General features: G+C 64.5%; 26 protein-coding genes and 1 tRNA gene. 12 read left to right on the plus strand and 15 right to left on the minus strand.

The genetic code is table 11. From position 1 onward, the window contains the following. Positions 1-59: 59 nt before the first annotated feature. The 9 genes from IEZ20_RS04785 to IEZ20_RS04825 form a co-directional block, all read right to left on the minus strand. A complete protein-coding gene (locus tag IEZ20_RS04785) occupies positions 60-1,205 on the minus strand; it encodes a tyrosine-type recombinase/integrase (RefSeq protein ID WP_189294833.1) in 1,146 nt (381 codons plus the stop codon). Beyond that, positions 1,205-1,417 carry an excisionase family DNA-binding protein gene (locus IEZ20_RS04790; protein WP_189294834.1) on the minus strand — a complete coding sequence of 71 codons (213 nt, stop codon included), beginning with the start codon at positions 1,415-1,417 and terminating at the stop codon, positions 1,205-1,207. The genes IEZ20_RS04785 and IEZ20_RS04790 overlap by 1 nt, the downstream gene beginning before the upstream one ends. Beyond that, on the minus strand, positions 1,410-2,711 hold the full coding sequence (locus IEZ20_RS04795) for a replication initiator (protein WP_189295351.1): 1,302 nt from the start codon (positions 2,709-2,711) through the stop codon (positions 1,410-1,412). The genes IEZ20_RS04790 and IEZ20_RS04795 overlap by 8 nt, the downstream gene beginning before the upstream one ends. Positions 2,712-2,851: 140 nt before the next feature. Further along, positions 2,852-3,097, minus strand: a complete 246-nt coding sequence (locus IEZ20_RS04800) for a SpdD protein (RefSeq protein WP_189294835.1) — start codon at positions 3,095-3,097, stop codon at positions 2,852-2,854. Between the two features lie 25 nt (positions 3,098-3,122). After that, positions 3,123-3,317 (minus strand): hypothetical protein, encoded by a 195-nt coding sequence (locus IEZ20_RS04805; protein WP_014673671.1) that lies wholly within the window; start codon positions 3,315-3,317, stop codon positions 3,123-3,125. A gap of 16 nt (positions 3,318-3,333) precedes the next feature. Continuing rightward, entirely contained in the window at positions 3,334-3,525 is a 192-nt protein-coding gene (locus IEZ20_RS04810; RefSeq protein WP_103809705.1) for a mobile element transfer protein, read from the minus strand. Between the two features lie 11 nt (positions 3,526-3,536). Next, a complete protein-coding gene (locus IEZ20_RS04815) occupies positions 3,537-4,157 on the minus strand; it encodes a DUF2637 domain-containing protein (RefSeq protein ID WP_189294836.1) in 621 nt (206 codons plus the stop codon). Between the two features lie 34 nt (positions 4,158-4,191). Then, entirely contained in the window at positions 4,192-5,568 is a 1,377-nt protein-coding gene (locus tag IEZ20_RS04820) for an FtsK/SpoIIIE domain-containing protein (protein ID WP_189294837.1), read from the minus strand. Further along, positions 5,568-5,924, minus strand: coding sequence for an SCO3933 family regulatory protein (locus IEZ20_RS04825; RefSeq protein ID WP_086698313.1), 357 nt, complete (start codon positions 5,922-5,924; stop codon positions 5,568-5,570). Before IEZ20_RS04825 ends, IEZ20_RS04820 begins: the two co-directional genes overlap by 1 nt. A gap of 174 nt (positions 5,925-6,098) precedes the next feature. Here IEZ20_RS04825 and IEZ20_RS04830 point away from each other — a divergent pair, with 174 nt between their 5' ends. Continuing rightward, on the plus strand, positions 6,099-6,464 hold the full coding sequence (locus tag IEZ20_RS04830; protein WP_229895871.1) for a hypothetical protein: 366 nt from the start codon (positions 6,099-6,101) through the stop codon (positions 6,462-6,464). A gap of 22 nt (positions 6,465-6,486) precedes the next feature. Here IEZ20_RS04830 and IEZ20_RS04835 read toward each other — a convergent pair whose 3' ends face one another. Continuing rightward, positions 6,487-7,275, minus strand: coding sequence for a GntR family transcriptional regulator (locus IEZ20_RS04835; protein WP_189294838.1), 789 nt, complete (start codon positions 7,273-7,275; stop codon positions 6,487-6,489). Positions 7,276-7,384: 109 nt separating this feature from the next. Between IEZ20_RS04835 and IEZ20_RS04840 the strand changes: the two genes are divergently transcribed. The 5 genes from IEZ20_RS04840 to IEZ20_RS04860 all read left to right on the plus strand — a co-directional run bounded on the left by IEZ20_RS04840 (position 7,385) and on the right by IEZ20_RS04860 (position 11,835). Next, entirely contained in the window at positions 7,385-7,792 is a 408-nt protein-coding gene (locus IEZ20_RS04840) for an NUDIX hydrolase (protein WP_189295355.1), read from the plus strand. Positions 7,793-7,838: 46 nt separating this feature from the next. Continuing rightward, positions 7,839-8,267, plus strand: a complete 429-nt coding sequence (locus IEZ20_RS04845; protein ID WP_189294839.1) for an ATP-binding protein — start codon at positions 7,839-7,841, stop codon at positions 8,265-8,267. Beyond that, positions 8,261-8,641, plus strand: coding sequence for a hypothetical protein (locus tag IEZ20_RS04850; RefSeq protein ID WP_189294840.1), 381 nt, complete (start codon positions 8,261-8,263; stop codon positions 8,639-8,641). Before IEZ20_RS04845 ends, IEZ20_RS04850 begins: the two co-directional genes overlap by 7 nt. A gap of 445 nt (positions 8,642-9,086) precedes the next feature. Beyond that, positions 9,087-10,415, plus strand: a complete 1,329-nt coding sequence (locus tag IEZ20_RS04855; RefSeq protein ID WP_189294841.1) for a protein kinase domain-containing protein — start codon at positions 9,087-9,089, stop codon at positions 10,413-10,415. Between the two features lie 58 nt (positions 10,416-10,473). Next, entirely contained in the window at positions 10,474-11,835 is a 1,362-nt protein-coding gene (locus IEZ20_RS04860) for a DNA methyltransferase (RefSeq protein WP_189294842.1), read from the plus strand. A gap of 11 nt (positions 11,836-11,846) precedes the next feature. Here IEZ20_RS04860 and IEZ20_RS04865 read toward each other — a convergent pair whose 3' ends face one another. Next, on the minus strand, positions 11,847-12,641 hold the full coding sequence (locus IEZ20_RS04865; RefSeq protein ID WP_189294843.1) for a hypothetical protein: 795 nt from the start codon (positions 12,639-12,641) through the stop codon (positions 11,847-11,849). Positions 12,642-12,868: 227 nt separating this feature from the next. Continuing rightward, entirely contained in the window at positions 12,869-15,247 is a 2,379-nt protein-coding gene (locus tag IEZ20_RS04870; RefSeq protein ID WP_189294844.1) for a coiled-coil domain-containing protein, read from the minus strand. 415 nt (positions 15,248-15,662) lie between these two features. Here IEZ20_RS04870 and IEZ20_RS04875 point away from each other — a divergent pair, with 415 nt between their 5' ends. Then, positions 15,663-16,196: a hypothetical protein gene (locus tag IEZ20_RS04875; protein ID WP_189294845.1), complete on the plus strand. Its 534-nt coding sequence runs from the start codon at positions 15,663-15,665 to the stop codon at positions 16,194-16,196. Positions 16,197-16,376: 180 nt separating this feature from the next. Here the strand turns inward: IEZ20_RS04875 and IEZ20_RS04880 are convergent, their stop codons facing one another. Beyond that, a complete protein-coding gene (locus tag IEZ20_RS04880) occupies positions 16,377-16,808 on the minus strand; it encodes a hypothetical protein (protein WP_189294846.1) in 432 nt (143 codons plus the stop codon). Positions 16,809-16,996: 188 nt separating this feature from the next. On the opposite strand from IEZ20_RS04880, the gene IEZ20_RS04885 reads away from it, so the two are divergent. Beyond that, positions 16,997-17,074, plus strand: a tRNA-Arg gene (locus tag IEZ20_RS04885). A 134-nt stretch (positions 17,075-17,208) separates the two neighbouring features. On the opposite strand, the gene IEZ20_RS04890 is transcribed toward IEZ20_RS04885, so the two are convergent. Further along, positions 17,209-17,898, minus strand: coding sequence for a YdcF family protein (locus tag IEZ20_RS04890; RefSeq protein ID WP_189294847.1), 690 nt, complete (start codon positions 17,896-17,898; stop codon positions 17,209-17,211). Further along, on the minus strand, positions 17,895-18,938 hold the full coding sequence (locus tag IEZ20_RS04895) for a helix-turn-helix domain-containing protein (protein ID WP_189294848.1): 1,044 nt from the start codon (positions 18,936-18,938) through the stop codon (positions 17,895-17,897). The genes IEZ20_RS04890 and IEZ20_RS04895 overlap by 4 nt, the downstream gene beginning before the upstream one ends. Positions 18,939-19,056: 118 nt before the next feature. Here IEZ20_RS04895 and IEZ20_RS04900 point away from each other — a divergent pair, with 118 nt between their 5' ends. The 4 genes from IEZ20_RS04900 (at position 19,057) to IEZ20_RS04915 (ending at position 21,858) form a co-directional block, all read left to right on the plus strand. Continuing rightward, on the plus strand, positions 19,057-19,476 hold the full coding sequence (locus tag IEZ20_RS04900; protein WP_229895872.1) for a hypothetical protein: 420 nt from the start codon (positions 19,057-19,059) through the stop codon (positions 19,474-19,476). Beyond that, complete coding sequence (locus IEZ20_RS04905) at positions 19,476-19,892, plus strand: hypothetical protein (protein WP_189294849.1); 417 nt, start codon at positions 19,476-19,478, stop codon at positions 19,890-19,892. Before IEZ20_RS04900 ends, IEZ20_RS04905 begins: the two co-directional genes overlap by 1 nt. Then, entirely contained in the window at positions 19,889-20,275 is a 387-nt protein-coding gene (locus IEZ20_RS04910; RefSeq protein WP_189294850.1) for a hypothetical protein, read from the plus strand. Before IEZ20_RS04905 ends, IEZ20_RS04910 begins: the two co-directional genes overlap by 4 nt. A gap of 419 nt (positions 20,276-20,694) precedes the next feature. Next, positions 20,695-21,858, plus strand: coding sequence for a hypothetical protein (locus IEZ20_RS04915; RefSeq protein WP_189294851.1), 1,164 nt, complete (start codon positions 20,695-20,697; stop codon positions 21,856-21,858). Positions 21,859-21,879: the final 21 nt, after the last annotated feature.

A 21,879-nucleotide genomic window follows, 5' to 3' on the forward strand; every position in this document is an offset into this window, starting at 1 on the left:
AGGGATCCCCTCCCAGGCTGGCCCTTCGGCGTTTCAGGGGTCGTGCCACAGACGTGCCACTACGGGCCCGCAGGGTCCTTCTCGGAGGTCACTCCCCCACCACCCCGGATCATGGCACCGAGCCGGTCTGCCAGGGCGCGGTCCCGGTCGCTGGTCATGTGCTGATAGATCAGAGCGGCACGGGAGCTGCTGTGGCCCATGCGGGTCATCAGCTCGCGGGTGCTGGCCCCTGCGGTCGAGGCCAGCGTGTTGCCCGTGTGTCGAAGATCGTGGAAGTGCAGTTCGGCCGTGACGCCCGCAGCCTTCCGCGCCTTGACCCAGTCGTCCCGGAAGTTACTCCGCCGCAGTTGTCCGCCCTGGGGGCCGACGAAGACGTGCCCGTCACGGCCGGAAGCGGCGAAGTGCTCCAGGTGGTGCGTGACCGCGTCCAGCAGTTCGGCCGGGAAGGAGACGGTACGCACCCCGGCCGCGGATTTCGGCGCCTTGTCGAAGAGCCGGCCGTCCTGCAGCTCGGCCTGAGCGCGGCGCACAGCGACAGTCAGCGCCTCCAAGTCGATGTCCCGGCGCCGCAAGGCCGCCAGCTCCCCGAACCGTAGCGTCGTGAAGGCTGCCAGGAGCACGAGCAGCCGGTAGCGCGGCGCGATGGAGTCGGCCACGGCTAAGACCTCCGCCACCGTGAGTACTGGCCGTTCGGGCACGTCGTAACGGTCCGCGCCTTTGATGCGGCACGGGTTGCGCCGGATCAGCTCGTCATCCACGGCCGTGTTCATCAGGGCACGCAGCAGTTGGTATGCCTTGACGACCGACGGCTCACCGACGCCGGCCGCCAGGAGCTTGCCGCGCCAACTCCGTACGCGAGCGGTCGTCACGTCGGCCACCGTTCCGGCCCCGAAGGTGGGCAGGATGTGCAGCCGCATCACCGACTCGTTCCGCTCGCGAGTGCGGTCGGCCAGCTTGCGGTCCCGCAGCCATGCGGTGGCGTAGTCGGCGAAGTTCACCGCCCCGGCGTCCGGGTCCGACCACTGCCCGCGCGCGATGTCCGACTCGATGTGTGTCAGGGCGACCTGGGCGTCGGTCTTGGTGGCGTACGTCTTCTCAGCGGGACGCAGTTGCCCTGTCGGGTCTCGGTAGCGGACCTGCCAACGGCCGGACGGAAGCTGTCGGACGGAACCGAAGTCCCGGCGCCTGCCTTTCTTGTTGGCCATCAGGCAACCCTCCGCAGGGGGCGGCCCCGATGACCGATCGCCTGCACCGTGTTGGCGTCGATGAAGGCCTTCAGCGCGCTCTCCGGAATGCGGACGTGACGGCCAACCTTGACGAACACGATGCGTCGCTCGGCAATCAGGCGACGCGGGAAGCGTTCTGTAGTCCCAAGGAGTTCGGCCACCTGCGCCACGGTCAGGTAGCGGTCAGCCATGAGTGGGTTCTCCTTCCGTTCCGGGAGCGGGTTCGAGGGATGCGGCAAGCCAGGCCTCGGCGTCGGACAGGCCGGTGCCGGCGAACACCCAGTGGGCGAGGACGTACGTCGTCTCGGTCTCGGGGCCGTTGAGTGCCGCCGCCTGTGCTCGGCGCCATTCGGCTCGGGCGTCGCGTAGGGCGCCGAGGGTCGTGGAGTAGCGGCGGGACTTGGTGGAGAAGTGGCCGCGAAAGCCGAGCATGTGGGCCCAGGCCCGCAGGCGGAGGTGTTCCAGGTCCTTGCGTGCGCCGAGGGTCCAGGCCGTTCGGATGAGGCGGCGGGCGTGGTCGCTGATGTCGAGCTGGGCGAGTTCGGCGGCGAACTTCAGCGGGCGGTCGAGGGCACCCGTCGCGGTCTCGGCTCCCTTGGTGGCGTACTTGGCGATGTACGCCGCTACGGCCCGCTCGGTCAGCTCCTGGCCGCCGTTGAAGTCGGCGGAGCGGATGGTGCGGACGTCGAGCTGGCGGCCGAAGGCGAAGGTGTGGGCGCGGCCGTCGATGACCGGACCGTCGACCCGGACCTTGCCAGCGGCGGCCTCGATGGCGTCGGTAAGGAGTTCGGCCGTTGCCCACGGCGGGGGCGGGGTGTCTCCGCCACCGGGGCCGTCGAGGCGGATGACCGCGTGGAAGTGGACGGCTCCGCGCTTCTGGTACTCGGCGACCTTGGCGAAGGACACGCGCGCGTGCTCACGGAACCGCCGCTGTGACAGGCCCGCGCGCTTGGCCACCTCACGGCGCAGGTAGACGGAGAAGCGCCGCCAGAGCTGCCCGGCATGGGCGTTCCAGAGGACGGCCGCCTCGTAGTCGTAGGTGTCCGGGTCGAGCGGGGTACCAAGGGCGTCGTCGTCCTGGCCGTGGAGGGTGCCGCAGCGGCAGGAGCGGCCGTCGGTGCGGCGGTTGTGGACCGGGCCGAAGCCGGGGGCGGTGAAGGTGGCGAAGACGCGGGGGTGGGCGGCGACGTGTTCCGGGGTGCCCTTGCCGCCGCGCAGTCCGGCGGTGATCAGGTGGAAGGTGTCGCGGCGGTAGACCTCGGCGCAGGCCGGGCAGCGGGTGGTGCGGCGGTTGTTGCAGCGGACGAGGAGTTGGCCGGCCGGGAGGGCGGTCGAGTCGAGGCGGTGGAGGACGCGGCCGATCTCGCCGGTGGTGGTGTCGATGTCGTACTCGGTGCGGTGGCCGTCGAGGCGGATCGGGTTGGTGCAGCCGCCGAGCCCGGAGAGCTGCCGGAGGATACCGGGCAGGGTGCCGCCTTCGGCCAGCCTTGCGAGTTCCGGGAGCGGGGGCGGGGTGGTGCGGGTGAAGATGGCGGTCTCCTTCTGACTGGATCGGTCAGGAGTGATGGCCCGGGGCGGCCGGATGCTTGGCCGTGTCGTGGCCGCCTCGGGTGCGGTTCGGCTTGTCAGCGCCGGTACTGGTCGCGGAGCAGGGAGCGCACGACGACAGCGGCGACGGCCACGGATATGGCCGTGACGGCGACGGCGGCCAGGAGCGCGGTGAGGACCACACCGGCGACAAGCACCGTCGCGACCGTCTTCTGGTCCACGGGCAGCGACGGGAGGCCGCGCCGGACGGGCGCCGGGTCGGTCGGCGCGTGGGTGTGGGCGGGCGGCGGGGTGGGGCTGTCCGGGTACTTGGGCAGGAACACAGCGGGCGTCTCCTTATCTACTCGTCTAGGCATGTGAGCCGTTTATGACGCTCACGCCGGAGCGCGTGCCGGACTCGATGGCGGGAGCCAGGAAGGTGTGCGAGAGCCAGAAGCCGAACAGGGCGATCAGGACAACGATCCAGGTACGGACGCCGAGGAACTTGATCGCTCCCCAGGCGAAGAAGCCGAGGACGACGACGAGCGGCAGGCTGACGGTCACGGTTGTCCGGGTCCTTTCAGCGGACGGGGCAGCGGTGGGTGCGAGCGGCCAGTTCGGCGGCGGCGCGGCTGTCGTAATCGGCGGAGAAGCCGCAGCGCGGGGCGGTGCAGGCCGCGGTGTGCTTCTCACGGCCCCGGCTGTCGTAAGCGGTGCCGACCTGAACGGGGCCGATGCGGGTGACGTTGCGGAAGCTGCGGTTGGCGGACACGGGGTCTCCTCTCAGAGGTGGGCGGCGATGGCTTCGGCCATCGGGGCCGGGACGCCGAGGCGGGCGCGGAGAGTGGGGGTGTCGATCGGGACGCCAGTACGTGCCTGGTGCTCGGCGGCGACCTTGCGGGCGTGGTCGACCAGGGCGGACGGGACGGGTACGGGCGAGGGTTGCGGTGGTGCCTCGATGGCCGGTTGGGCAGGTGGCTCGGGCACGGTTTCGGGCTCGTCCTCCTGGTCCTCGATGACCTCGGGTTCGGTGTCCGTCTTGGGCGCGGTGTGGGCAAGCAGGGTTCCGCCGAGGAAGGCGATTGCGGGCCAGCCTGCGACGAGGATGCGCAGCCAGGCCGGCACGTTGCCGAGGTCGAGGAGGCCGGCGGTGGCGACGTTGGCACCGAGGGAGGCGGTGAGCGCGATGACGAACCAGCACCAGGCCGCCGCTTTGCCGTGCCCGGAGCGCAGTCGACGCCAGGCGGCGACCAGCAGCAGGTCGACGGAGACGGGGTAGGCCCACGCCTTCCATCCGTCCTGTCCGGCGGCCACGGCGACGTCGTGGAGGTGGGCGAAGGACAGCGCGGCGGCGATGAGCGCCTGGACGAGCACCGCGTCGACGCGGGCCAGGTGGGCGCGCATGATGCGGCTCCTTCCGGAGTCGGGCAGGGGAAGGTCAGTCGGTGACCGGGTGCGGCAGGACGACCGGCGGCGTGCTCTCGACCGGATGCTCGGGCACGTCGGGCCGGAAGGGCTTCAGGGCGGGGAGGTCAGGGACCAGGTGGGCCGACTCGCGGCAGGTCTTGGCAGCGTCGCCGAGGGAGAGGTACGGCGTGCGGATGCGGGACCAGCCGCCGGAGGTGTCACTCGCCACCGCCAGTCCGGGCCGTTCCGGGGCGATGGAGCAGGCGGCGGAGACCGCTTCGGGGGCGATGTCGCCCAGGGCCATCTTGGCGGACGCTTCGTCGTTGACGCGGTGGCAGACACGGCCGGTGAGCTGGGCGCGGAGCATGGTGGCGCCCTTGCCGAGTTCGGCGCCGAAGCGCTGCCCGCACACTTCCAGGTAGATGCCGGCGGCGCGGCCGAGCTGGGCGAGGCGGATGAGCTGGGTGACCATCTCGTCGCGCCGTTCCTCGTCCTTCTTTGTGGCGACCATGAAGAGTTCGGCCACCTCGTCCACGAACAGCACTATCGGCACCGGGCGTTCGTGCTCGGGCAGACCCCAGACGTCGGAGGTGATTTCCTCGTCCGGGGTGCCGGGGGCGATGCCCTGTCGGGCCTTGATCAGGTCGTATCGGTCCTCCATTTCCTTGACCAGCACCAGCAGCAGTTCAGCCGCCTGCTCCGCGTCGGTCGCGAGTGCGGAGAGCCGGGGCGCGAAGGGCGCCAGCTCGACACCCCGCTTGCAGTCGATGCCGACGAGGGCGACCGGCTGAGGAGCGAGTCCGGCGATGAGGTGCCGGAGGTACATGGACTTGCCGGAGAGCGTGGCACCGAGGGTGAGTTGGTGGGGGATGGTGCGGTAGTCGCGGACGAACGGCGTAGCGTCTTCTCGCAGTGCGACCGGCACCTTCAGGAAGCCGCCCGCGATCTTGCGCGGCATACGCACCCGCCTTAAGACGTCGTAACCCACGAGCCGCAGCTCGACGACCCCCGGCTTGACAGTGGTGACGTACACGGCGTGAACGCCCCACGCGTGCCGTAGCCGTTCGGCCGAGGCGGCGACGTCGGCGGGTTCCTGACCCGGCGCCAAGCGGAGGCGTATCCGCAGCCCGGTCGTGGTGGGCCGGATGAGGCCCCGACGCGGCGGTACGGGGCGAACCTCGCGCTGCGTCACGGCCTTCACGGCGAGCACCCGCAGCCGGGAGGGCGCCATGGTCAGGCCACACGCCTCCATGACCGAGCCGTACGAGCTGAGCAACCGGACCGTGGACACCGGCAGACCGACCGTGGACCAGTACGCCGCCGGGTGCTTGGCCCGGGCGTAGGCGGCCCCGCCGCCGAGTGCGGCGACAGGACCACCCACTTCCAGAAGCGTCGTCAGGTCGGACATCAGGCGGCGGCCCCGGTCGTGGCCGGGAAGGCGGCCGGAGTGACAGCGGCAGCGCGGTAGGCGATGCCGTGGCGCTGCTGACCGTTGAAGACGGACTCCCACGGCCGGGCGACGAGGCCCGGCAGCGAGACCGGAGCCCCGAGGGTCAGCCCCTCGGAGATGCCGCCCTCCGGAACGGTGACCTTGATCAGCGACGACTCGCCGTCCTCGATGTAGACGACGCCGATGGTCATCAGCGCCTCACCGCTGTTGGCGTCCTTGGCGATCTCGCCGGTCTGCCGGTCGCGGACTTTCGGCTCGGGGGCCTCGGTGAGGAGGATCGTCGCTCCGGAGGTCTCCACGCGGATGGTACGCAAGGCACACTCCTACTCGTCTATACAAGATGGGTTCTGCGAGTCCCTTGATCGGGATCGCATAGCCACCTTGCCACACAACTTGCCCACTCGTCTATACGAGTAAGCGTGTTGGGGTGTACGAGTTCGGAGAAGTGTCCTGCGGCCAATGTCAGACCCACCCGCCAGAATCCACCCATGCTGATAGCGACCAATGGCCGTGGCTACGAGCTGAAGCGCCCCACGAAGCCGGCAGTAGGAACCATGCTCGCCAACCTGAGACGCGGCAACGAGTACTTGATCCTTGAACGGCGGGACGAGGAACGGGAGGGCGACTGGTACATCCAGGTCTGGTTCCGCGACAACAACACCTACCAGCTGGAATACCGCAACGGTGTCCCTGCGGAGCACTACCAGACCCGAACGGTGTCCCAGGAGAAGGTCTTGCAGGCTCTCCTCGGGTGGATGCTCGACAAGCCCGACTGGCGAGAGAGCTTCATGTGGACCAACATCGGCCACATGTTCGCGTCGGCCGCCGACGGCGAGGACGAGCCGACCGCTTAGAGCTGTGCCGCCGCCCACCTGATCACGTAGCCGGGAGCTGGTACGAGAGCACGTACGCGTCCGCCGCCATCACCGTGTCGCAGACCTCGACGGCCCGACCCTCGGTGTCGAAGGCCGTCCGGATGAGGTGGATGACCGGCACGCCAGCGGCCAGCCGGAGCGTCTTCACCTCTGCGGGCGAGGGCATCCGGGCGCGGATCTCTTCCTCGAAGTGGTCGAGGCGGTGGCCCAGCTCTTCCAGGCGGGCGTAGATGCCGCCGGGACCGGGGTTGGGTTCCGCGATCGGGGTCCCGCGGGCGATATCGAGCGGGAGGTAGGAGGTGGCGAACTCCACCGGTCGCCCGTCGAGCAGGTACCGGCGCCGACGAGCCAGCACGCGCCGCACCGAGCCAAGCCGGACCGAGACGTCCTGACTGGCCTTCTCCTCCTTGACCTCCAGGCTGTCCACCTGGGGGTGACTGCCCGCCGCGTCGGCCTCCACGATGAACGCGGACTTGCCCTGCTCCCTGTGCCGCCGGGCGAAGCGGTCCGAGGCGAGCCGCCGCACGGGCGGTCGTGGTCGTACGAAGACTCCCCTGCCGTGCTCGGCGTGCACCAGGCCTTCACCCTGGAGGATGGAGAAGGCGTTGCGGACCGTCATCCGGGACACCCCGAAGTGGTCGACAAGGTCGGCTTCGGAGGGCAGCTTCTCGCCCTCGCGGAATCGCCCACGGTCGATGGCCTCGCGCAGCTGGTCGGCGATCTGCCGGAAGACCGCACGATCGCTCGTGGGGTCGAGATCACCGAGGAGGCCGGAAGGGAGAGGGCTCACGTGAGTACTCCTTTAGGTATCTAGACGAGTGGGCGAGTGTTGTTGCTACGGTGGAGAGCCTAGCCAGCCGAGAGGGCCGAGGAACGTGAGCACTGAACGCCCGCACTCCGTGAGCGTCGCCGGGGTCGTCGTGGACGACCACGGCCGGGCCCTCCTGATCCAGCGCCGGGACAACGGCCACTGGGAGCCACCGGGCGGTGTCCTCGAACGCGAAGAGACCATCCCGGAAGCCCTCCAGCGCGAAGTCCTCGAAGAGACCGGAATCAAGATCGCCCTTCCCGCGACTCTGACCGGCGTCTACAAGAACATGAAGGGCCTGATCGTCTCGCTGGTCTTCCGCTGTGAAGCCGCCGACGGTGTGCCCACCACCGGTGATGAGACCCGCGCACTGCGCTGGGCCACCCGCGAAGAGGTCACCGAGCTTGCCGACGAGGCCTACGCGATCCGCGTCCTGGACGCACTCGACGCAACGACCCCGCCGGCCATCCGCGCTCACGACGGCGTGAAACTCGTCTAGCCCGAACCCGCTGCACATGGCGGCCTACCAGCACGAAGGAACTTGTATGCACGAGTATACGAGTACAGCCCGGGTCTGGGGACTGAGTTGCCCAGGATTCCCCGAAGAAGTGAGCCGGGCCCGCCGCTGGACACGCGACATCCTGCGCGGCTCCCCCTTAGCCGAAGACGCCGAACTGATCGTGAGCGAGCTGAGCGCGAACGCGATCCTCCACACGGCCAGCGGCCGGGAGTACGGCAGCTTCCACCTGGCGGTCGCGGTCTCGGCTCAGGTGGTGGCGGTGTCGGTCACGGACGACGGAGGTACGGGCACGGCCCCGAAGGTCGAGCACCAGGACCAGGACGCCGAGCACGGCCGCGGACTGGGCATGGTCAGCGCCATCGCCCACCGGGTCGTCGTCCATGACAGCGACCAGGGCCACACGGTCACCGCAGAGCTGTACGCGGATGCTCGGTTGGGAGGCCACCCATGCTGAAGCCGCCTCAGTGGGGCTACTGGTGCGAGTGCTGGACCCAGGACCTGACCGGGCAGAGAGGGCCGGCACTGCTGGCATCGTTCGACGCGTACTCGGCACCCCAGGCTGACCGTTGGGTAGCGGTCGCACTCCGCACCATCTCACCGGCCCTGGACGCGGACGCCTCAGACGAAGCGTGGGAGTGGCTGTACGAGGGGCGCATCGAGACCCGACGTGCCTTGCTGCGCGCCGAGCCGTGCACGGTCTCGGTGACGCACGCTAAGACCCGCATCACGTGGACGATCCGACCGGTGCTCTTCCTGCCACTCGCGCACCGTCAGGCGGCCGAACTCCCCGCATGTGCGTACGACTTCAAGCCCCGTCCGACAGACTGAGTTACAACTTTCTCTACTGGTTCAAGTCGCCGCGCAAGCGCGGCGTGCGCGGCCCGGCCCCCGGCCGGGCCTGCGCTCCTGTCTTCGCCCCGCTCCAGCCCGGCCGGTGTCCGTGCCGCGCTCGTGGCAATCAGTCGCCTGATGCCAGAGAAGGGGTACGTCGTGGCTGGGGCGGTCGGCTCCACGGCTTTAGCCACCTCCCCGGTCCGGGTCCCACGTCGAGCAAGACCAGGGGGCCACTCGTGCATATTGCGGGCAGGTGCAAAGCCTGCCCGAGTTGCCAACCAGCGTACGGCCCCCTGATCATGCTCGACCCCAGACCGGGCAGGACACCGGCCAAACCCGCTCCGCCGACCTTACGCTCCCGCAGCGGCACCGCTTGCGGAAGCGGCCTAACCTCGCCCAACAGATCGTCAGCTACCCGCTGGACACGTAAGATTCAGGCATGGGGGTCGAGGACGTCAGCATTGATCCGGGCACGATCTATCGCTTCGATGGCAAGACACTAGGGCAGGGCGGCTACGCGGACGTACGGCGCGCTTGGCATCGCCAAACAGGAAATGAAGTCGCACTCAAACGCCCACGTACCGCACCGCAAGCCCTCGAACGAATCCGTGTGGAAATCGAGGCACAGAAGCAACTGCACCATCCAAACATAATGCCGATCATCGAGCACGATCCCGGATACACCTGGTACACAATGCCGGTTGCAGAGGGAACTCTTTCGAAGCTCCGCAAAGAACTTGACGAAGAAGACCTAATCTCAATTCTTCTCAACATCGCTGATGCCCTAGAAATCGCACATCAGGAAGGTTTGGTGCATCGCGACATCTCTCCCAATAATATTCTCGCCTTGCCCGGCACCAGCATCCGCACGAAACGCTGGGTAGTTGCAGACTGGGGCATGGTGCGACGCCCCGCTGGCTCGACTGAAAACCCCTTGACTCGAACTGGCCAAGCCATCGGTACGGATGGTTACGCGGCACCCGAATTGAGCGATAATCCCCGCACCGCTACGGCTGCGGCCGACGTCTACAGCCTGGGACGCGTAACGGCCTGGTTCCTGACGAAAAAGTCCCCGAAGGCAGGGAGACGTCTCCTGCCGGACGACGAAAGCCTGATGCACTGGCGTCCGTTTATTGTGGAGTGCACTCAAGAGGAGGTGAGTCAGCGCACCAAGTCCATGGGAGAATTGCGAGTGAAACTCCAGGACGTGCTTGATTCCCGCAATGAACCTATTGAAGAAAAAGCGGAGCGCCTAATCGAGCAAGTGCTACTGGGTGATGACTCAGGCCTGGAGCCTCTCTTCACGCTCGCCGAGGCTTACCCAAATAACGCAATCGTTTACATAGATTGCCTTGCCCTACTTACATCTCCCATACTCATCGCTACAGCGAAAAAGACGCCCGACCGGATAGCCGAGATTGCGGCAACCATGGCGCGACTTCTCGTCCAGACTCCCTGGGGAGACCGCGACCGAGAGTACAAAGGGACGCCATTGGCATTTATTCATACAACCCTGCGCGCACTGGTCCTAAACAGACAACTCGGACTCGCCCAAGATCTCGCAACCGAGTTCTTTAGGGCCGATGCTCACTGTGGATACCACGACCAGACACGCCGAACGACCGAGTGGCTGGACGAGCTCAGCGGAACCGCAGAGCGAACCCTGTCGCGCGCGCTTACAGGCGGGGGCGCGACTGTGGTCGCCTACTACCGAGCCTTCCCCTGGACGCCTCGCAGCACTGGCTTGGCAACTCTTCTCGCTCACTAGGCAGGATCCCGTGCAGACACCGTGGCGACAGCAGCCATCACCGTGCTGGAATAGCGACATGCTGATCTCAGATGTGCCCAAGCAGGCTGGCGCCGCCGCTCGGCTGGTCGACCCGATCGCCGTGCCTGGTGGAGCACTTCCCGTACCGGGGTCGGGACGCGGCCGGAAGCACGGGACTAGCCAGACCGAGCCTTTCGACCGGTGGTTCCGTTACCCCGCCGGCTTTGCCTCGGACTACGTAGCTTCCCTGTTGGCGCATCTAGAACTGCCAAAGGGCAGCACCGTAATCGATCCGTTCGCCGGTTCCGCTGTTACCGGGACGGCCGCGCGACGAGCGGGCCACTCCTTTTTCGGTATCGAGGCCCACCCAGCGATTGCGGAGCTTGGGCAACTAAAACTGCAACCTGCCCCGCAGCATTGCCTCTCGTTTAGCGAGACGGCGAAGCAACTAGTGACCGCGGCGGAGTCCCTCGCCGCTGCTTCCGAGGCTCGCCTCAACGAGGAGTCCGATCTAGTTAGACGATGCTTTACTGAACCTGTATTGACTCGTCTTACATCGCTTCGCGACCTGATCCGAGCGGGTGCAGCCGAGGAATGGCATTTGCATGCCAAATGGGCACTCCTGGGGACTCTTCGCGATGTCGCATCGGCGCGTGTCGGCTGGCCCTACCAGAGGCCCGGATCGGAGCGTAAGCCGACGTACGCAGACCCCTTGGGTCGTTTTCTACAACGGGTTTCGTGGATTGAAGAGGACCTCAAGCAGCAGTCCGATTTTCCAAAGGGGCTAGACTTCAAGGTAGTAAACGGCGACTCGCGATCTCAAGCTTCCTGGGCGGAAATCGACGCGGGAAGCGCTCAGGGATGCGTGTCTTCACCCCCCTATCTCAACAATTTCGACTACGCCGACGCCACCCGACTCGAATTGTATTTTTGGGGAGATGTATCAAGCTGGGCAGAAATGTGCTCCTCCGTCCGGGCCGAAATGCTCACGGCTACGACACAGCAAAGCAGCGTCGGGGCAGCGATGAACGCACGATCGGAACTGCGCAGCTACGGCGACGTCGCCAAGGCGATAGAAGACATCGTAGAGAAACTCACTACTGAGCGTACTGTTCGCCGCAGGGGAAAGGAATACGATCGAGTAGTCCCCGACTACTTCCTAGCGATCGCGCAGGTGCTAGAGCAGCTAGCAACCGCGATGCAACCGGGAGCGTCGGCGATCTGGCTGGTAGGCGACAGTGCCCCATACGGGGTTTACATCGACACACCGCGGCTCATTAGTGAGCTTGCTCAGGAGTTGGGATTCTCGTCTGAGAAGGACGTCGTGCTCCGCCGCAGGGGACAACGCTGGGCAAGTAACACGACCCGACACGACGTCGAGCTCTCAGAAAGGATGATCGTGCTTAGGAGAACGTCGTAGCCGCGGGTCACCTAGGGCTGGCCTGCTTGCGTTGAATCAAGTGCGCCAGCTCGCGCCTCATGAAAAGCATCCATGAGGTCGGATTTCAATCGTCGTGTGTCGGCAGCTCTCTCGAAAACCATGGATCGATGGGCCAGCTTCCCCGCTTCAGCCCGGAAGGCCAGGACTAGCTCGTCAAAGGCCGTTGCCAGCACCTCCGAGGTAAGTCCTGCTCGGCGGGCTAGGTCAAACCCAAGAAACCTAACTACCTCCGATCTACTACTTTGATCAATGTGGATGAGGTCTTCTCCTCCAGGCCGCTTGATAGTGACCAGTCGGTGAGCCAAACGGCGACTTGCTTCGCTAAGGCCGTACCCGCCCTTGAGGCGCTTCTCTTCCGCTGACCTCTCCCCGCGTTTTGGTACCACAATTGCGGCAAAACGTTCTGCGCCGGCGTAGATGGCCTCGTTCACTTGCTTTCCCGCAAGAGTTTCCTTTGACAGCTTCGGGATAGCTCTGTCAGGTGTATCCGAGCGGTTGATCAACAGAGCGATCACCAAGCCAACTGGTACAGCCTGCATGACCTCGGCTGCTCTACCGGACCTGAGCGCCACTACCTGATTCAACCGAGCCGTCGACCATGCGCGATACTTATTGAGAGCCATCCTTTCCATTGCGGCAACCTCTGCCGGCGAGAGGAAGATATGGCCATCATCGGGATCCTTAGTGTCAAGCAACCACAGAAGAGCTCGGGCCTCCACTCCGACGAGGAGAGCTTCGCCACCAGCCTCTGTCACCAGAGGCTCGCGATATCCCGCCTGGAACACTTCCTTCGGAGCCGCCGGCAACTGTGCTAGGCGATCCCGCAGAGTGCGTCCTCTTGCTAGTGGGTCGAAGAACCTGCGACACAGGTCCAAGTCTGCTTCCAGGTCGTCAGACGGCTTCCCATAACACAGTGTCCAGAGACGATCGAGATCCCGCCTAATGGTGCTGGCTTCTGCCTTGGTGAGCACCAACGGAACGCCAAAGATTGAACGGCCGAAATGAGCTGAGGTCACGTAGTCAATTCCTCTGCGAAGTATCCGCGGTTCTCGAGGCTGCGGAACTGTCCATCAACGGGCACATCACCATGCCCGCTTGGCCTGTCTTCTTCGAGAGGAAGGATGACGACGACCTGATCCCTTGAAACCCCAGGTTCGCGAACTTTGAGGAGGTTAACCAGGGACGACATATTCTTCCAGTCCAAAAAAGCGCCAAATTCGTCGAGCGCGATCAGCCTGTTGGCAGCCGGCAGTTCTTCAGCGTCGATCTTCGCAATTTGGGCTTGGGTGTAAGCGAGCACCTGCTGTCCGCTAGAGAATCCCGTGAGCGGACGCCGTTCCTCTTCACCATTTTGGTTAACCCAAACGATCGACATGTCGTGCGCGTCGAGTCGAACTCGATCGCCACCTTCGAAAAGAGCCTTCCGCACGAATTCGTCTTCAAACCAGCGTTGCACTTCCCGCCCCAGCCAATGGCGGGCCGCTCTGTCGTATGGGGTCTCCGCGTCCTCCTGACCCGTTCCAGTTTGCAGCCCGGCCTGCAGCCTACTCAGTGCAGTGCCCGTCCCGCGGACGGCTTCGTCGATCAAATGCAATCTATTGCGTGCTCGATCTAGCTGAGCGGACACGCTACATAGAAACGCTGCCTTCTGTTCCAGGTTCATGCTGCTGACTTGAGCAATGTCCACTGCATTGCGAACCCACCCAAGCTCCTCGGCCGTCTGAAGTTGTAGCAGCACTTGCTCGGTCTCTCTTTCGCGCCGTTCGAGAGATTGCTGAGCCCTTTCCGCTTGTTGAACAGCCTGAGTTTCAGCCCGGACGATCTCCTCAAACTTCTCGGCTTCGCTCGCGACCTGACTGTGGATCCGCGAGATCTTCACTCCGAGCTGCTTACATAGCTGCGCCAGCTCGGCAGACAGAGATTCCTCATCAAGACCGCCGCCGAGCAACTCTCTCGTATGCGTCAGCCGAGCATGCCTGGTCTGAACCTTGGCTGCTTCTTGATCGAGTTCGTTACGCGCTCCCATAAGGTCATCCAAAGTGCGCGCCGCCTGTTCAGGAAGCCCTTCCGCAGCGTTTCGTAGACGCACCTGGGCTTTACTGAGGGCGCTTTCTGCGGCCTCGAACTCGGCCAGTGTGTCCTTGGCCTGAGCAAGACTGTAAAGGCGATCTCGCGTTTTCTCGATCTCGTCACTCAGGCGTGCAGCATCCGCAGAAGGGGTCCGTTGTCCAAGGATCTCACGCTGCCTCGAAAGGGCTTCTCTGAGGCTTGACACAGTCCAGTCAGTCGATCCTCCGTCGCCTTCCAGCAACGCCGCATGACCGAGGTTTTCACGCTCCGCCTCACTGAGACGGCGGACGAGGTCGTCAAGTACCTCCAGGACAAGGGGCGCCGCATGGACTTGAGGCAATAGTTCGGTCAGCTCAGTGAGCTTTGCACTGGCCTCCCCTATAGCGGCATCAATCACATCGCGTTCCGGATCCACCTCCGCACTCGCAGCGAGCATATCGAGGGCGATTCTGGCATTCCTTGCCGCGCGATCATGGCGATCGAGATACTTCTGAGCGTTGGCAAATTCCCGCTCCGCTTCAGCATCTTGATGCTGCCTGGCACTGGCTTCTGCGATTCTGTTGTTCAGCTCCTCTTTTTTTCGCTCGATTGCTTCAAGCTGATTCTTGAGCTCCTCCAGCTTCGCATCCATTTCGGGACCCTGACCGCGTACTTCTACCAGCTGATCGGATACCTGCTTGGCCCTCTGCAGCAAACCCATGCGTTCGGTAGCCGTTTCCCGCCTCTCGGTGAGGCTGGTAGCACGGATTCGCGCTTCTTTCGCCGCGAGAACTTCGGAAGCGATCTTTTCAGGAGAAACATGAGTTATCAAAGCGTGGACGCTCGCGAGATGTTCATCCATGGAGTCGACCCGGAACTGTCGTTGAGAGTCCCACCCTTGGATGTCCTTTTGCGCTTCAAGAACTCTGCCAGCGAGGACGTTCTGAGGCGTCTCAGCGGCCACGATATGATGCACGCGGAGAATCTCAGAAACGTCGCGCAAATTGGCTTTGCGGCCATTAATTAGCAACGCCCCTATGGTGTCATCTAGAGGCTCGCCGGGATCATCGGGCCAAAGACTTGGCTCAAGATCCCACTCCAAGGTTTCTCCGTCTCGGAGGCCGGAGATTTTAACTCGGGCGGCAAGCAATTGGCTTTTAAATGAGGCCCAAGCCGCCGCATCACCGCGGAAGGGATTCGCGCCTGTGCAGAGCGACAGGAGCTTTATCGCGTTTGTCTTACCGATACCGTTATGCCCCTGGATCTTACACAGCGGCATGTCGGGAATCTCATCAATGATACGCAGGCCCCGCCGGCGCTCTGACTCAATCTTGATGTGCATCGGTCATCAGCCTTTCGAGAGCCAGCCCCACATCGAAAGGCTCAGCCGCTAGGTAAGACAACACAGTCAGGTCATCGGAAGTGAGGACCTCTTGAGATGAGTCAGGGGTATGGGAACTCGAAGCCGCCATAACCTCACCCAAAGTACTCAACATGCGCTGGCCTGGATTTGCCACGGCACCGCCCCCACCGGTTCAACCTTGCATACGCGTTGGCGGTTCAGTCTACTGGGACCCCGCCCAGTTCCACCGCCCTAGTGTCATGGTGGATCACCTACCCACCCTCGGTCGAGCGCAAGGCACATACAGGCCATTGGCCGGAATCAGTTCTTCCGTTCGCTACAGCTTGGGTACATCGCCCGCTGACTTGGCAGGACCGCGCCGCGGAGCCGAGCTCGACCGTGCACACTGCCAGGCATGCCCCACTGGCTGATCACCGTGCTCATCGCCATCGCCACAGCGCTTGCCACAACCGTGGTTTCAAGTCTCACGATCGCTCCAAGGCTGGAGGCGCGTAACAGGAAAATCCAGGCAGGTCACCAAGATCGCGAGCAGTTCGGTCGAGCTGTCCTTGCGGTACTCACCTGCGGCGCCCGTCTGGCTGCCATGCGCATCCCTGACGATGCGTCACCGACTGTCCGGCAGGCTCTAACCCAGGAGCTGGATCGCTGGCGTCAAAGGGTCGACGATGCGACCCGAGATCTGTCTGACAGCACCGCGCCCCTGTCCTTCGTGCTGCCGCTACGTGAGGTGGCGCTCCGGTTCGCGTTGACTACTCGATTGGTATGGATCTCCGAGCGGGCCGAGGACTCCAAGGTTGAGGCTCTAATTGAGTTGGCCGGCCTAGCACAGGGCTTGTATTTCGCGGCTTGGTGGAGGCGACCGAGGCGGCTGCGGTGTCTGCGGCGACTGATCGCCGTGATGGATGACCAGGAATCTCATCGTCGTTGAGGCCACCCAAACCTGTGTGGACGATCTGCGGACGGGCAAGGCTTCACTCGGCTTCTCGGGGTCTCTGACCTGCTCTTTGTCTGTGAGGGGACGCCCCCGCGGGAGCCGTGCTCTGGTGCCCATCGGGGACAAGCGCGGTCACGTCGCACAGCAGCGCCACGCACCAATGGGCACCCGTGGTCATACCTGCCGCTGGTCAGCCAAGCCATCGTCGAGTATGTCGAGGCCGTTCTTGAAAGCGCCCTTAAATGAGCTTTCCAGAACGCCTGCCATCATAGAGAGTATGCCGCCGACGACGGCCGGCTGCTGACTGCGTGGGGTGTCAAAGGATGTCAGCCGGATGGTCACGCCGATGGCCGACTTCCTCTGATACAGCAAGACTTCGGCTGTCTCCACGGAGGGCAGTGGGCAGGCCTTCCGGTCATGGCCGTCATGTGCTCCGGGGCACAGGTAGCCGATGTCTTGCGACTTCAGCCACTCCTCCAGTTCGCGGCATCGTGACTCGCTCAGACGCTCCCACGTCGAGTCGAACTCGTTCTTGATCCATTTCATGTCAAAGGCCCTGATGCCGTTGTGCTCGGTGAGCGCGTCGTTGATCGCGTGGCGGGGCATGGCGGCTCCAAGTAGCGGGTACGGAAAGAGACCAGGATGCCCGACAGCGGCCACACGCGGAGGGGTGATTGCCTGCGGCGCGCCCACCGTCGGAGGCTCGTGCCACAACCGTGCCAGAAGCAGGGGTCAGCAACGGTCAACACCGGTGTCCCGCAGTCGGGTAGCCGCTCACTTCCTCGGCCAACGAAGCCGCAGGTCAGCCAACAGATCACCCACCCTCTCTCCTAAAGCGGGTGTCGCAGGTTCGAATCCTGCCGGGGGCACCAATTCAGAGGGGCCCCACCTACAAACGTTCGTAGGTGGGGCCCCTCTGACAGCTATGTCTGACATCAAGGCGGGCGGTCGCCGGAGATCGCTGACGACCGGGCGGCGAGCGTCATCGTGCGCAGGCGCTCGGGAGTCAGGTGTTGATGAGGCGGCTGTCGAAGCCGGCCCGCAGCAGGCGCTCGTAGGCCTCGTGGACGTCCCCCGGTACGTCCTGCTCGACGGCGAAGCCGAGCTTCGGGTACTCGATCACCCGCTGAAGGTCGCCGACAAGCATGTCGACCACGAGCTTCTCGTCGCCGATGGACTTGAGGTAGTCCTCCAGCTCCAGCGGCTCGGAGGCGCACACGACGTCGACCCCGGGCCACAGCTTGCGACAGGTCGCGTACGAACGGCGCTCCATGTACGGCTTGGAGATCAACAGCAGCGACTCGACCGCGATGTCTGCTTCCGCCAGCAGCTCACGGGAGAAGGCGATGTTCTGCCCGGTGTTCGCCGCCTCCGTCTCGACCATGATCGCCTCGTCCGGCACTCCCAGACCCAGGGCGTGCTCGCGGTAGTGGACGGCCTCGCCGCGTGGAAAGCGGGCGCGAGTGGTGGGGCTGTTGGCGCCGCTGAACACCAGCACCGGAAACAGACCGGCGTGATACAGCTCGGCAGCCGTGGTGGCCACGCCGAGGTCATGGCTGCCGAGCCCGATCGCCACCGAGCAGGGCCGTGGAGCATGGCCCATCTGGTGGTAGTTCCAGATCAGCGTCGCGTCACGGAACTGCTCATCGCTGATTTGACGCTGCTCGTGCTCCGGCACCGGCGCTCCTTGCCTCATCCCTGCTGGCCCTTACGGATGTTCTCGATACTGCGCAACTGGTGGCTCAGCCCGTACTGCCTGGCCACCTGTGCCGCCTGATCGAGAACGGACAGCCCATCATCCCGGGTCGCCGCATCTGACAGAAGGATGTGCCCGTAGGCGGTGTCCAGCCGCACCCGCTGCATAGGGGAGTCGACCGCACCGGTCGTACGCGCGATGTCGATGTAGTGCAGGGCCTGCGCCAGTTCACCGGCACCCCGGTGGGCCAGGGCCAGTTTCTGGTGGGCGACCGACCAGTCCTCCGGCTCACCGAGATCCTCGAAGGCGCGGGTGGCGGTCGTCATGACCTGGGCGGCGTACTCGTTGTCGCCCTGCTTGCTCAACGCCGTGCCCACCCAGAGCCGTGCCCTGGCCCGGTCGCGCGGACTCAGGCGCTCGTCGGTGGCCAGGGCTTCATACCGGCGCGCGGAGGCGTCCAGCTGGCCCGACATCTCCTGGAGGACGGCGAGCGAGAGTTCGATCTGGGCCACCCGGCGCGGAACGTCGAGTTCGGTGAACATGTCGCGGGCGGTCATGTAGGAATGCCGGGCCGAGAGCGGGCCGAGGACAGCACCTTGGTCCCGCTGAAGGTCACCGACAAGCACAAGGGAACGGCCGTAGAGGTAGCGGCCCTTGTCGTCCAGTTGCCGCGGGTCGAGGCGTCCCACCCAGCGGTTCAGCAGGGTGTTGGCGAAGGGAAAGTTCTGGCGGCTGATGCTGACCACCGCTCGCTCGATGTCCTCGGTCCAGGTTTCGTGGTCCGTCGGCTGCGTGCACTTCCGCTCGGGAAAGAGCAATGCTTCGAAGCGGGTCCGAGCGGAGGAATCCGCACGAGCCAGCGCGGTGTCGAGGATGGCCTGCGTGTCCGGTCGAGGCTGGGTTTCCGTCCCCAGGCTCTCCCACTTGGCAACCGTACGCAGCGCGACACCGAGATGCTCGGCGAACGCGCGCATGCTCATGCGTAAGGCGGCGCGCAGAGCACTCGCTTCCCGGCCGGTCCATTGCTGCACGCTGACCACGGACGACCTCCCTCCGTCACGTATAGAACCACTTTCAGTGACGGCCGGGACGGAAAGTGCAACGGAAGTACAACAGAGGGACATTTCCAGGCGCTCCGCGGCGGCTGAGGCTGTGGGCATGGACGACGAACTCATCACGGAACGGCGCCCCGTTGCCTTCCCACGGGTCTTCGGATACCTGCGCCGGCTCACCGGCGGCCCGGCCCGCCATTCCGCGCTCGTCGACTCCCTCACCGAGTTCTGCCGGCAGCACGAGCTCATGCTGTGCGAGGTGTTCACGGATCGCGAGACGACAGTGGCCGTCCGGTCCCCTGCGTTCGTCGGCCTCCTGGACGCCCTGCAGTTGCCCGGGACCTACGGCGCCGTGGTGCCTGCCCTCAGCCATCTGTGCCCGAAGCGCCTCGCCGACGAACGGATGCGGCAGATGGAGGCGACAGGCACCCGTCTGATGACAATCCGCCCCACCAGGCAGCCGGCAGCACCCTCGACGCGCACCCTCAGCCCGAACCCCCACCCTCGGACCCGACGGAATACCTGATGTCACTCCGTGAAGCGCTGCGAAACGCACCCGTGATCACCGACGTACCCGGACTGCGCCTGCTCCGAGTGGGCGACGACTGGGACCTCGTACGAACCCCCGCGGCAATCGGCATCCTGGCCCTCGCTCACCTGCGGGCCACCGAGGCGGCGATCGGTCCGGTGCTGTACGACGGCCCCAACGAACGCCTCTACTACGTCATCGGGACCGGCTCTGCCGGAATCTGGTCCGGACTCCCCGTACGGCATCTCTCCAACCACTCGTGGCTCGTCGCGCCCGGCCCCGAGCAGCTCGACAACTGGTTCGGCGGCTGGTACGAGCTGCCCGACGACGACACACTCACCGACGCCGACACCCTGCGCGCCGCACTCCAGCACCCGTATGCCACTGCCTCTGCGAAAGCGACGAGCCGATGAGTGGCTGGAAGCAACCCGAGCGGGGCTACTGGTGCGAATGCTGGACCGAGGACCTGACGAAGCGGTGGCGATCGGCGCTGCTGGCATCGTTCGACGCGTACTCGGCACACCAGGCGGACCGCTGGGTAGCTGTCGCACTCCGCACGATCTCACCGGCCCTGGACGCGGACGCCTCCGACGAGGCGTGGGAGTGGCTGTACGAGGGCCGCATCGAGACCCGACGAGCCTTGTTGCGCGCAGAGCCGTGCACGGTGTCAGTGACCCATGCCAAGACCCGCATCACCTGGACGATCCGACCGGTGCTCTTCCTGCCACTCGCGCACCGCCAGGCGACCGAACTTCCGGCGTGTGCGTACGACTTCAAGCCCCGCCAGACAGACTGAGTTACAACTTTCTCTACTGGTTCAAGGCGGCTCGCTCCGCTCCCCGCGCGCGGCCCGGCCCCCGGCCGGGCCTGCGCTCCTGCCTCCGTCCCGCTCCAGCCCGTCCGACGCCCGTGCCGCGCCCACAGCCGCCTGACCTCAGAGAAGGGGTACGTCGTGGCTGGGGCGGTCGGCTCCACGGCTTTACGGAGCCACTTTGGCGCGAGCCTCGAAGATCATGGCCCCAACGTCGTGCTTTACCGGGCAGGTCCACAGACTGCCCGACGCGCCGGAAGCTTACGGGGCCATGATCACTCGCGCCAAAGCAGCGCCACCCCAAAGCCGCTCCACCGACCTTCCGGAACAACCCTCGCCACCCGGACGGCCCGCTCTATGATCTCCCCAGCGCCGCAGGCATCTGCCACCGAGGAGGAAGTTCGATGACGAACCCTGACGCTCCCCAGGGATCCCCGGATAATGAGCCTACCTTTCTTTGCCGGATCGGGACGATCTTTCTCCTCACTTCGAAGAAGCAGAAATTCGGAGAGTACATGGAGGAGCTATGCAAGGCGCTACAGGGAGACCCAAGAGTACAGTGGGTTAAACGACCGAAGCTCAACCCTGACTTCTGTTCACACATGGTGGTCTATCCGAATGCAGACGACTCGGATTCGGACGAAGTCATGCATGGATCCGACGCCATGCGTGCCGTTCATTTTGACAGACCTCTACTCTTTAAGATCGTCGTTCCGATCAAGAACCAACCACAACATCACCACGCCGATGACATCCCAACTGACACATATTGGGTTTCTTGGGATGGTGTCGTCGTTATGGTTCTTTGGCGCCACGAACGCAAGGGAATTCCCAGTTCCGGAGGCCAGATCATCCTGCAGTTGCTAGAAGAGATCTGCGCGTCTGCAAATCTCGGCGTATTCAATCAGGCATGTTCGCCAGCATGCACGAACGTCTTCATGCACTCCGACCTGATCATTAAACAGCTAGACGACCTCGAAGACTGTCGGATACTCGGTTCCGATCGAACGACGGTATACGTAGCTGCTCCGACCAGCGAGGAGCCCGAAGACGCTCTCATCGAGCTCTATTATAGTTTTGGGCGCACCTCCCTCTATTTCGCCCGCCAGAAAAACATGGGACGTCGAATCATCGACCTCGAGGCCGAAGCGTGGCAAAGGGCAGCACACCTCCTTTCTCATTACTCGGCACACGCCGAGGCTTCAGCCAAACCATTCCGAAAGCGCATCGTAATGAGATGGCGCAACCGAGGGTGGCGCTCAAAGGTCCGCTCACTTTCCGCTCAAACATGGGTTTGCATGACCGGCATTGAGGTAATGCTCCGAAAATGGAAGGAAGTAAAAACCGATTTCTCCGATGGAGCCAAAGAAAACTCATGTATGCCCATTTTCGAGACGGACTACTTCGACGAAGTGGCAATCATCGAGTCGATTGACCTTTCTCGCTTGGAGAGCATGAGTACCCAGGTAGAATCCCGATTGGATAATCGCCTGATTTCCATTGCTACGGCCGGAGGGGCGGTGTCGGGAGCTGTCGCGGGCGCGCTGGTGACGTTGCTGGGAGGCTAACTGGCCTCCCCATTCGCCGCC

This window comes from Streptomyces cinerochromogenes (assembly GCF_014648635.1).
GTDB classification, from domain to species: domain Bacteria; phylum Actinomycetota; class Actinomycetes; order Streptomycetales; family Streptomycetaceae; genus Streptomyces; species Streptomyces cinerochromogenes.